The organism is Kitasatospora sp. NPDC033851, from assembly GCF_055576085.1.
Window position 1 is genome coordinate 26,476 of the sequence record NZ_JBVIRL010000043.1, and the last position, 9,487, is coordinate 35,962.

The 9,487-nt window shown below is 70.6% G+C and carries 11 protein-coding genes and 1 pseudogene; 3 read left to right on the top strand and 9 right to left on the bottom strand.

The annotated features are described in order from the left end of the window. Nucleotides 1-397: 397 nt before the first annotated feature. Entirely contained in the window at nt 398-952 is a 555-nt protein-coding gene (locus ACZ51D_RS40510; RefSeq protein WP_465625849.1) for a GNAT family N-acetyltransferase, read from the bottom strand. 621 nt (nt 953-1,573) lie between these two features. Between ACZ51D_RS40510 and ACZ51D_RS40515 the strand changes: the two genes are divergently transcribed. Both ACZ51D_RS40515 and ACZ51D_RS40520 read left to right on the top strand, forming a co-directional pair. Further along, nucleotides 1,574-2,125 (top strand): hypothetical protein, encoded by a 552-nt coding sequence (locus ACZ51D_RS40515; protein ID WP_465625847.1) that lies wholly within the window; start codon nt 1,574-1,576, stop codon nt 2,123-2,125. Then, on the top strand, nt 2,122-2,319 hold the full coding sequence (locus ACZ51D_RS40520; RefSeq protein WP_465625909.1) for a hypothetical protein: 198 nt from the start codon (nt 2,122-2,124) through the stop codon (nt 2,317-2,319). The genes ACZ51D_RS40515 and ACZ51D_RS40520 overlap by 4 nt, the downstream gene beginning before the upstream one ends. A gap of 237 nt (nt 2,320-2,556) precedes the next feature. Here the strand turns inward: ACZ51D_RS40520 and ACZ51D_RS40525 are convergent, their stop codons facing one another. The 8 genes and pseudogenes from ACZ51D_RS40525 to ACZ51D_RS40560 form a co-directional block, all read right to left on the bottom strand. Continuing rightward, nucleotides 2,557-2,691, bottom strand: coding sequence for a hypothetical protein (locus ACZ51D_RS40525; RefSeq protein ID WP_465625907.1), 135 nt, complete (start codon nt 2,689-2,691; stop codon nt 2,557-2,559). A gap of 24 nt (nt 2,692-2,715) precedes the next feature. Then, on the bottom strand, nt 2,716-2,898 hold the full coding sequence (locus ACZ51D_RS40530) for a hypothetical protein (protein WP_465625905.1): 183 nt from the start codon (nt 2,896-2,898) through the stop codon (nt 2,716-2,718). Between the two features lie 52 nt (nt 2,899-2,950). After that, entirely contained in the window at nt 2,951-3,961 is a 1,011-nt protein-coding gene (locus ACZ51D_RS40535; RefSeq protein ID WP_465625845.1) for a helicase associated domain-containing protein, read from the bottom strand. Between the two features lie 33 nt (nt 3,962-3,994). Then, nucleotides 3,995-4,105, bottom strand: a pseudogene (locus tag ACZ51D_RS40540) (hypothetical protein); the annotation flags it as partial. A 19-nt stretch (nt 4,106-4,124) separates the two neighbouring features. After that, nucleotides 4,125-4,970, bottom strand: a complete 846-nt coding sequence (locus ACZ51D_RS40545) for a DEAD/DEAH box helicase family protein (RefSeq protein ID WP_465665295.1) — start codon at nt 4,968-4,970, stop codon at nt 4,125-4,127. 30 nt (nt 4,971-5,000) lie between these two features. Beyond that, entirely contained in the window at nt 5,001-5,123 is a 123-nt protein-coding gene (locus tag ACZ51D_RS40550; protein ID WP_465665297.1) for a DEAD/DEAH box helicase family protein, read from the bottom strand. Then, nucleotides 5,090-5,308 carry a hypothetical protein gene (locus tag ACZ51D_RS40555; RefSeq protein ID WP_465665299.1) on the bottom strand — a complete coding sequence of 73 codons (219 nt, stop codon included), beginning with the start codon at nt 5,306-5,308 and terminating at the stop codon, nt 5,090-5,092. Before ACZ51D_RS40555 ends, ACZ51D_RS40550 begins: the two co-directional genes overlap by 34 nt. 203 nt (nt 5,309-5,511) lie before the next feature. Then, nucleotides 5,512-5,760, bottom strand: coding sequence for a hypothetical protein (locus tag ACZ51D_RS40560; protein WP_465665300.1), 249 nt, complete (start codon nt 5,758-5,760; stop codon nt 5,512-5,514). Between the two features lie 693 nt (nt 5,761-6,453). Here ACZ51D_RS40560 and ACZ51D_RS40565 point away from each other — a divergent pair. Continuing rightward, on the top strand, nt 6,454-9,363 hold the full coding sequence (locus ACZ51D_RS40565) for a trypsin-like serine protease (RefSeq protein ID WP_465665302.1): 2,910 nt from the start codon (nt 6,454-6,456) through the stop codon (nt 9,361-9,363). The last annotated feature ends 124 nt before the right edge of the window (nt 9,364-9,487 follow it).

Below are 9,487 nucleotides of genomic sequence, written 5' to 3' on the forward strand. Positions count from 1 at the left end.
AACTTCGTGGCATTGGTCGATCATCTGCCGGTGGCAGAAGCCCTCAGGGTGGCCCCCTTGCCCGTTCATCCAGGCCGGTACCGGCAGCAGCGGCCGCAGGATTGCCCACTCCGTGTCGGTGAGGTCGGAGCCGTAGCGGCGGGTCCGGTCGGGCTGGTCGGCGGCGTTTCCGAGCCGGTGTGCGAGGCAATCGCACGACATGCCGGAGCTGGACGCGGGCGCAGCGGGCACGCCAGAGTGGAGCACGAGGGCCTCCTGGTTGTTCGTTGACTCGACATCACCGAACTGGGCAAGAGGCCCTTCTTCTATGCGCCGGCCGCGACCTGATCACCCGAACGAGCCTGATGCGCGCGGAAGTTCGAGTGGCAGCCATGTCCCCCGGTTTGGGAATCGCTTCTCACTGAACGGTGGCCGAGCGGGCTGGACGGTCTATTCGGTAGATGTAGTGGGCACGGTCGTCGATGGGGTTGTCAGGCTCCAGCGAGGCTTCGGCGACACGGTGCAGGCCCGCCTTCTCCAGCGCCCGCCAGGATGGTCGGTTAGCGACGTGCACTGGGACGATAATCGCGGTGACGTTGGGATGGTCGGTCCAGGTCGCCTCGATGACCGCATGGATCATGCGTGGGCCGTGTCCCTGACCAGCCAGGCGGGGATCGCCGATCAGGTAGTCCATTGTCACCGCCCCGTCTGGCACGTCGACTTCGGCCGCCAACTCGGCCAGGTAGTCGGGGTAATCGGCGAGGCGGCAGCGCTGCACGAGGCCGATCGGTTCGCCGTCGAGCATGACGAGCAAGTCCTCAGACGGCTCCAGCCCCCCGGCTGCGGGGCCGAAGTCGCGCTCGACAGCCTCCGGGGAGCTCTCGTGGTTCCACCAGCGGGCGACATGCGGCTGTGCCAGCCACTGCCTCAGTTGCGGGAAGTCGGGTTCGCCGAGCCGGCGCCAGGTAATCATCGGGGTTCCTCAGTGGGTCGACTGGTTGCGGGTGGAGTCCTGGTAAAGCGTCCGCATCGTGATGCCGCGGGCGAACGCGAAGAACTCTTCCAGACGCACCGCAGTGGGCGGCGCCCCGACCAGCGGTGAACCCTCGGAGGTATGCCGGGTCCGGTTGAGGCGGTCCGGATCGTGGTAGGGGTGAGGCCCCGCACCGTCCATGTCATCTCGAACGCGGCAGCGCACTCTTCCTGGAACGCCCACGGATCAGTCGGCACGGCAGGATCAGCCGGGAACAAAATCGCACTCGGGCTCTTGCCCTGTCTGGTGGCCCGGTCTGGCCGCGGCTGATCCCTAGCTCCCGCGCGGCCTCGGCCGCCAGACCTCCCGATCCGCACACCCCCGCGCGGAACTCCGCGTCGAACTTCCGCCCCTTCTCTGCCATGACTCCCAAATTCCCCTGAAGTCACGGCCTCTACGCTACGAGGTGAAGGTCACAGGATTCAGATCAACGCTTGGTCACGTATTGCGAGTTGAACGTCGCGTTCCGCTCCTTTGATGGCTGACCGAACTCTTGGGGTGACTCGCTGAAGTGCATAGCATGACGGCATGTCAGTATCTCCTCGGACCTGGACGCGCGGGGTGTCACCACCGATCGCCCTGGTGGTGTACGCGGCCGCTGCGGTGCTGGCCTTCCAGGTAGTGGGCCGACCATCCGCGCCGGAGCGGCCGCCCAGCGCCTGTGCCCTGGTGCCGGCAGCGCTGCTGGTACGGCTCGTGCCCGCCGCGGTCGTAGGCCTCACGTCCAATGAGCCAGGCCTGCGGACGAGATGTGAGTGGAAGTCCGACATCGGTGCGACCGGGAACACGGCCTCCCTGGCCGTGTTTGTGGATCGCAGCGCGCCCACGGCCTTCCGTACCTCCGCCGACGAGGCGATGGCCTCGTTCAGCTCGCAGAAGAAGCTCGCTCTGGGCCCCGGTGACAGCCTCGGCCACACCGTGGACCTGGCCGGGTTCGGGCACTTCGCGTACGCGGAGGTCCATTCCGATCAGACCTACCCCTACGTGATCGTCTCGGCACTGCAGGGCGGGGATGTCGTCATAGTGAGCTACAGGGCCGGGCCGTCCACCGATGATCTGACGCTGGCCGGCGCTGCGGAGGCAATGCGGATGGTACTTGCGGGGTTGCAATGAGCACCGAGAAGCACATCGGGACGGTACGGATCGGAACTGTTCTGCTCGGTGCTCTCCTGCTGGCACTGGTGGTCGCACTGGTGGTCAGTGGTTCCACGTTGGCGTTGCGCCGACTCGACCGACCGGGCTCGCCGCCGTCCGCGCCGACCCGCCCGGTGCCGAGCTTTACGGGCTCCCCGTTCCTACCGGCGTGATCGAGGGAGCCTGCCGCCACCTGGTCAAGGACGGACTCGACATCACCGGTCCCCGCTGGGGAGTCCCGGGCGTGCTGGTGGCGGCCGGGGAGCGCTGGGCGCCGGGTCCGGTCGCGCCCGGCAACGGGGTGGGCAGCGTGCGGGTCGGCGTGGTGTCGGTCATCCTGTGGTGCCTCTCCTCGGAACGGGTGCCGTCCCGGCCGGGGTGGGCCGGGACGGCGGAGCATGCGGGACGGGTCAGCCGGCCGCGAGATAGGCGCCAGCCACCTCGTCCAGGTAGCGCGCGACCTCGTCGGCCCGGGTCCGGTCCGTCGGGTCGCACTGCCCGTGCGCGTCGGCGATGGCGGTGTCGAGGTCGGCGGCGTAGTGCACCAGGGCGTCGTAGATCCGTGGTCATCAGGTCCAGCGGCACCTGGCCTCGGACCCGCCACAGCCGCACGGTCTCCGCGACGTGGCGCAGCAGGCGGTGACGTGGGTGGTCGGCATCATGAGCTCGCCGTTGTCGTGGCGGTACAGCGCCAGCGGGAACCGCTCGTCGAGGTCTTCGTCCGCGGTGGGCTCCGGGGTGGTGTCGGTCATCGTGTGGTGCCTCCAGGAGTCGGGAGCGGGGCGGCGAGGTGTACGGGGCGGGTTAGCCGGCGACGGTCTCGGCGTGCCGGTCGAGGGCGTCCAGGAGCGCGGTCTGCTGGTCGGTCAGCTTTCCCTCGGTGCGGGCCCCCGCCTGCTTGCGCAGCCAGGCGCCGGGGCGGAACGTGGGGTCGTCGGCGAGGCCGGTGCGGTTCGCCGGGCCGTCCAGGGTTCCGCCGGCGGCGAGGTAGGCGAGCAGGCGGCGGTAGGAGCGGTTCCAGTCCGGCTCCAGGCGCCACAGCTCGTCCAGGCCGTCGAGCTTCGCGGCCTGGTCGGTGGTGAGGTTGTCGGCCTTGCGCTGGCGGCGCATCCACGCACCCACCGCGTAGTCGTCCAGCTTCGCCGCCGCCGGGATCGCCAGGTGACCGTGCTGGCGGTGGAACGCGGCGGCATAGGCCGCCCCGCGCTCCCAGGCGTTGGCGTTCTTCGACCAGATCATGCCGAGCGCGTCCAGCTCGCTGACCCGGGCGGGGTCGAGCAGGCCCTGGCCGTTGAGGTGGCGCTGGCGGGTGAGCCAGGAGATCAGGTCCGCGTGCTTCGTCTTGTCAGTGGGGTCGAGGTGGCCGTGCTGGAGGTGGAAGACCGCCGCGACGGCGTGCATCCGCTGCCACTCCACGGCCCGCGGGTTGAACGCGCGGAGCTTGACGGTCTGGAGGATCCGCGCGGCGTGCTGCTTCGCGTTGATCCGCAGCCACTCGATCGGCGACTCCACCGGCGCCGGCTGCTGCTCGCCCTCCCTGGCCTCGCCCTCGGAGGCCTTGGCCGCGGTGGTGTGCGCGGTGCCCTGGGAGCGGTGGGCGCGCAGCTCGGTGATCCGGCCGACCACCCGGGCGTCGTGCGCGGCCAGGGCGCGCAGGACCCGCCAGATCGTACGGAAGGAACTGGCCTCGATCTCGGTGTCGGCCTCCGCCTTCACGGCCTCGCCGGCGTCGTGGACCTCGGCCGGGTGCGCGGTGGCGGTGTCGTCGCCGACTTCCGGCGTCGGCAGGTACACCGGGATGATGACCCAGGACACCTTGCCCTCGCGGTAGGACTGGCGCAGCGCCCTCCCGACGGCCTGGACGATGTCGATGACCGACGACTTCGGGTCCGCGAAGCAGATGGCATCGACGGCCCGAACGTCGATGCCCTCGGACAGGAGCCGGGCGTTGGCGAGGATGCCGCACTCCTCGCCGTCCTCACCGGTGTGGGGCCTTGAAGTCGGCGAACGCGGCCCGGCGGTCCTTGAGCCGGTCGGTGCCGGCCACCGCCTTCGCCCAGATCCGCTCCGGGCGCTCCGCGTCCTCCAGCAGCTCCGAGGTCTCCAGCAGGGTGTTCGCGAACTCGCGCGCTGCGGACACCCGGGAGTGGAAGGTGATGACCCGTCGGAGCCCGAGGTCGGCGATGGCGCGCAGCACCGCGATCTGCGAGGCCAGGCGCAGCAGTTCCTCGTTGCTGCGCTGGGAGCGCAGGTCCGCGACGGCCGGGAGGCGGAGCAGCTCGCGCAGGTCCTCGTCCGTCACCACCGGCACGAGCACGCGGTAGTCGGCGAGGTAGCCGTGCTCGATGCCCTGGCCGAGCGTCCAGGTGACACAGACCTTGCCGTAGATCTCCTCCGAGTCCATGGAGCAGAGCGCGGGCAGCTTCTCCGCGCCCTCGCTGTCGGCGTCGGCAAGGTCGGCCAGGCCGTCCTTCGCGCGCCGGTCGTCCGCGATCCTGGGCGTGGCGGTGAAGTACAGGCGGCGCTTCGCCGGAACCCGGTCGTCGTCGTGGACGGCGGCCCAGGCCTTACCCTCGGAGCCGGCGGTGCGGTGGGCCTCGTCGATGACCACCAGGTCCCACTGCGCCAGGCCCCAGTGGTAGTGGGCCTCGACGATCCGCTCCAGCGAGGCGTAGGTCGCGTACACGGTGACCGGGTGGTCGTCCGGCGCACCGTTGACCAGGTCCGTCAGCGCGGCCGGGGCGGTCGTCACCGCGGCGTCGATCCGCCCGCCCGCCTCCGCGCTCTCCAGCGCTTCCTCCCGCGAACATGCCGCCACTGCCACGCCCCGGCGCCCTCCCTTGAGCGACCAGGACTACGCTGTCTGCTCCAGCAGCTCGATCGTCGGCACCAGCACCAGCACCCGGCCCTTCGCCGCCAGACGTCGGGCGCAGCCGGCGGCAATCAGCGTCTTGCCCGAGCCGGTTGCCGCGACCACCGTCGCCCGGCCCCGTCCTTCACCTCACGCACCGCCGCCGCGACCGCGTCCTTCTGGAACCAGTGCAGCGGCAGCGGGTTCACGGCGGTGCCGGGCGGCTGCGCCGGGACGGGCGTCTCGGCCTGGGCGCGCAGCCCGGCCGGCACGTCCTGCTCGGCGGTGGCGGCGGTGGTGGTGGTCTCCACGGCTGCCCTTCTCCTTCGTATACCGGGTCGTGCGGGGAGGTGGCGGGTCACCGAGCGGGGCGGCGCAGCTGCAGAACGGTGGCCGACGGCCGGTCCGCGGGGGGCGGTCGACGGGGGCGGTGGACCGCGCGGGGAGGGGGTACCCAGCCTGCTGGGCACCCCCCTCCGGTTGCCCGTGAGTGCGCGATTGCGTAGTCCCGGGGCTACGGGGCCGAGACGGTGGAACTCTCCTCGGCGGCGGGCCCGGGCGGGAAGGAACGGTCGAGCATCCGGCGGATCCCGTCGGCGTCCTCAACCGTGAGCTGCTGTGACAGAACCAGCTCACCCATGTTGTGAAGCATGGGCCCGGCAAGGCGGTAGCCCAGACCGACGCCGTCCTCGTCGAGCTGTTCGAGCTGGGCGGTGAGCTGGCTTCCACGGCGGTAGACGCACAGCTGGAGGATGTTGGTCATGGCGGGTCTCCTTTTGATAGGGGGATCGGGATCTTGCCCTGCCTCATGTGGTCGGGTGTGACTGAGCGCTTCAGTTGGCGAGTCGAGCGTTGGCCAAGCAGGGTAACGCCAGAGTTGGACAGTGAACCCGGTTTGGGTGATATCGCCCGCTCACGCAGGACGTGCGGTGTCCTGGGTGCCGTGGACGGCATTCACGGCAGGAGCGCTGGTGCGGCACCGTCCCGGGCTGCAGTGCCTGGTCTCCACCGGTCGGCAGCACGGCTTCGAGAGCCTGGCCGAGCGGTGGCTGCTGCTGGTTTGGACTTCGCGAGCGGATTCGACGAGGTGCTGGCCCAGCCGTTCCGGTTACGGTTCACCTGGTCGGAAGGGAAGGTCGCGCACATCCCGGGCTTCCCGCGGCCGCCAAGTCGGCGGCCGCGGCGGGGCTGGCGCTATGCCGTGGTGACCGACCCGTCCCTGCTCTGAACTGCGCGTTCACCCCCGCCCGTTTGCACAGGTGAGAGGGCGCCGAGGCGCCGCAGTTCCGAAACCGGGGAGTTCCAGTTGGTCCACCACGCCGAAGATCCGGCCCGCCGCGGGGGCAGGTGGCGAAGGCCGCTCGTGGCCTTCGCCACCGCGACCGCCGTCGTGGGAGTGCTCGCGGCTCCCGGGATCGCCCCCGTCGCGAACTCCTTCGGGAGTCCAGCACCCTTCTTGTCCTGGCATCAGCTGATGGACATCCAGGGCAAGATGAACGAGACCGCTTCGGCCGTGGAACATGCGTCGGGTCAGATCGGCAGCCGGGCTTTCGCCGGTGTGGTCGCCGCCCCCGAGAAGAAGCACCTCACGATCTACTGGCACGGCGAGCTGACGCCCGAGGTCCGGGCGGTCGTCGCGCAGAGCCCGGTGCCTGTCGATGTCAAGCCGGCGCCGCACAGCGCGCAGGACCTGAAGGACGCCTCGCGCGAGGTGACGCGCCTCGCCGAGTCCGCCGGAGTGCGGATCACCGACGTGGCGATGCCGCAGGATGGGAGCGGCCTCACCGCGACCGTGGTGGGCGGCGAGGCCGACGCACAGCGGCTGCGGCGGGCGGTGGCGTCCGTGAGCGTTCCGGTGACGGTCGAATCGAACGGCACGGAGTCGATCAGCCTCGGGGACCCCTCGCGCCGGAACGATCCGGGTGCCGGCGGTGCGCAGATCATCGCACCGTTTTGCAGCACGGCCTTCGCGATCAACTACCGCGGCGAGGACGCCATGCTCACCGCGGACCACTGTTTCCTGCCGAACAACGAGACCAATGTCCGGTACGGCGTCGACGATACGGGCGGGCAGGGGCCGGCGATCGGCACCCGGATCTCACCGCAGATTATCCGCCCGGACGAGAGGGGGCCTGTCTACCTCGACGCGGCCGTCATCACGCCGTCTTCGAACGTCACGATGAACCAGCAGATCTGGACGGGCGGCGCAGCCGACCAGTCCAGCATCTCGCAGACCAAGAAATGGGTGAGCGCCGCGCAGGTCGCGCACACGGGGAACTGGATCTGCAACGAGGGTTCGCGATCGGGCGAGATCTGCAACATCCAGGTCACCACCAAGGTGACCGATTACTACGCCAAGGGCGTCGACAACCTGGGCGGCGAGGTCGAGCACCACTACATGTACGGCTGGAAGGCCCTCAAGCAGTTCACCGCCGCTGACAACTCGTCCATCGCGGCCCGCAGGGGCGACAGCGGAGGCCCCGTTGTGTTGGGAGGCGGCCCGGGCCTTCCGGGGGCGCCGCCCAACATCACGGCCCTGGGCATCGTCTCGGCCACGACGGGTGGAACCTGGAGCTGCAAGACGCCGGGGAGGACGATGGCGACCAGCTGCACGGGCGGCATCATGTTCGTCGGCCTGGAGGACGCCCTCCCCATGCTGGGTGCCAAGATCGGCGTTCGTGACTGGAGCACCGGGCACCTGAGCTGGGTCGACTACGGCAGCGGCGGCGGGGGCGGGGGCGGGGACATAGGCTCCGACCCCAGGCCGCACGAGCACGACGAACTGGTCGACGGCAACGGTACGGCGATGGCCTATGACCTGCCGAGCGGCCGGCTCGTCGGCGCCCGGCCCGGTGACCCGCGGGCCGACTGGGAACTCCTCCAGACGACGGACGGCGGCTGGCTGTTCCGGAACCTGGCCGCACCCAACGAGTACCTCGGCCAGTCCGCCGACGTCGGACTCCAGTTGTCGGACTGGGAGGGCGGGCACTGGTACTTCCACCTCCAGATCAAGGGCGGGAACTGTCTCGCGCTGTGGCCCGGCGCCAGCGTGCCGAACAGCGTCGCGACACCCGGGAACGCCCCGTGCGACCACAACGACGAGAACCAGCTCTTCAAACTGGTGCCGGTCGGTGAGGAGGACGCCGACCTGCCGACCACGCCGGGACCCCCTCCCGCGGGCAGCGTGCACCTGCCGTCCCAGCAGCCGCCGGTGAAGCCCTCCGGGCCTTCCATGGACGCGGCCTACTCCTTCCTCGCCCAGCGCCTCGACGCCCACGGCACCGCCGGCACGCTGCGCGTGCCCCGCAGCTACCAGGGCGGGCACTTCGAGGACCCGAAGCTGTTCGGCCCGGACGGCTTCCAGGCCTCCTTCACGTACGACAACGCGCTCGTCATCACCGCGTTCCTGCAACGCGGCGGAGCCGACGACGTCGCCCACGCCACGGCACTCGGCGACAGCCTGCTGTATGCCCAGGCCCACGACATCACCCCAGACGGCCGCATCCGCGCCTCCTACGAGCCCAGCCCGTTCGTCACCGCGAGCGGCGCGCCGTACGTGGGCGGGTTCTCCGTCTACACCGGGAACATGGCCTGGGCCGGTATGGCGCTTACCCGGCTCTACCGGGTGACGGGCCAACAGCGTTTCCTGGACGGGGCGTTGAAGGCCGCCAACTGGATCCAGAACAACGCCGCGGACACCCGCGGTGCCGGCGGCTACACCGGCGGCCTGCGCAACGACGACGGCACCGGTCAGACGATGGTCCCGCTCACCTGGAAGGCCACGGAGCACAACATCGACACCGGCGCTTTCTTCGCCATGCTCGCCGGCGTCACCGGCGACGCGGGCTGGGCGCAGCGCTCCACCAACGCGTTCCGGTTCGTGAAGTCCGTGCAGGCCGCCAACGGCCACCTGTGGACGGGCACCGGTCTGGACGGGGTGACCACCAACGACGACGTCGAGCCGGAGGATGTGCAGACCTGGAGCTACCTGGCCACCCTCGACCCGTCCTACGCGCCCGCCATCGACTGGGCGGCCGGGCGGATGGCGGCCACCGACGGCCCGTACAGCGGGGTGAGCTTCAGCGGTAAGGACACCACCGGCGTCTGGTTCGAGGGCACCGCCCACCTGCTGGCCGCCTACCAGGTCCGCCGTGCGGACGGCGATGCCGCGAAGGCGGCGGCCCTGATGGCGACCTTGCAGAAGGCGCAGAGCGGCGCGACCAACACGGACGGCAAGGGCATCGTCGCCGCCTCGCACGACGGCCTGGACACGGGGGAGGGCGACCTCTACTACTCCACCCTCCACACCGGGGCGACCGCCTGGTACGTGATCGCCGCGCAGGGCGGGAACCCCTTCCGCCTGTGACCGGGGAGTGGGGGGGGGGGGGCCCCCCCCCCGCCCCCGGGCCCCCCCCGCCCGGGGCCCCCCCGCCCCCGGGGGGTAGATTATGGGGCGCCGGCACGCCCGGCAGACCGGCGGCGGCCGGACG

Excerpts from the sequence above, each read along its gene's own strand:
- ACZ51D_RS40510 (WP_465625849.1), bottom strand. The coding sequence starts at position 952 with ATGATTACCTGGCGCCGGCTCGGCGAACCCGACTTCCCGCAACTGAGG.
- ACZ51D_RS40520 (WP_465625909.1), top strand. The coding sequence starts at position 2,122 with ATGAGCACCGAGAAGCACATCGGGACGGTACGGATCGGAACTGTTCTG.
- ACZ51D_RS40530 (WP_465625905.1), bottom strand. The coding sequence starts at position 2,898 with ATGACCGACACCACCCCGGAGCCCACCGCGGACGAAGACCTCGACGAG.
- ACZ51D_RS40560 (WP_465665300.1), bottom strand. The coding sequence starts at position 5,760 with ATGACCAACATCCTCCAGCTGTGCGTCTACCGCCGTGGAAGCCAGCTC.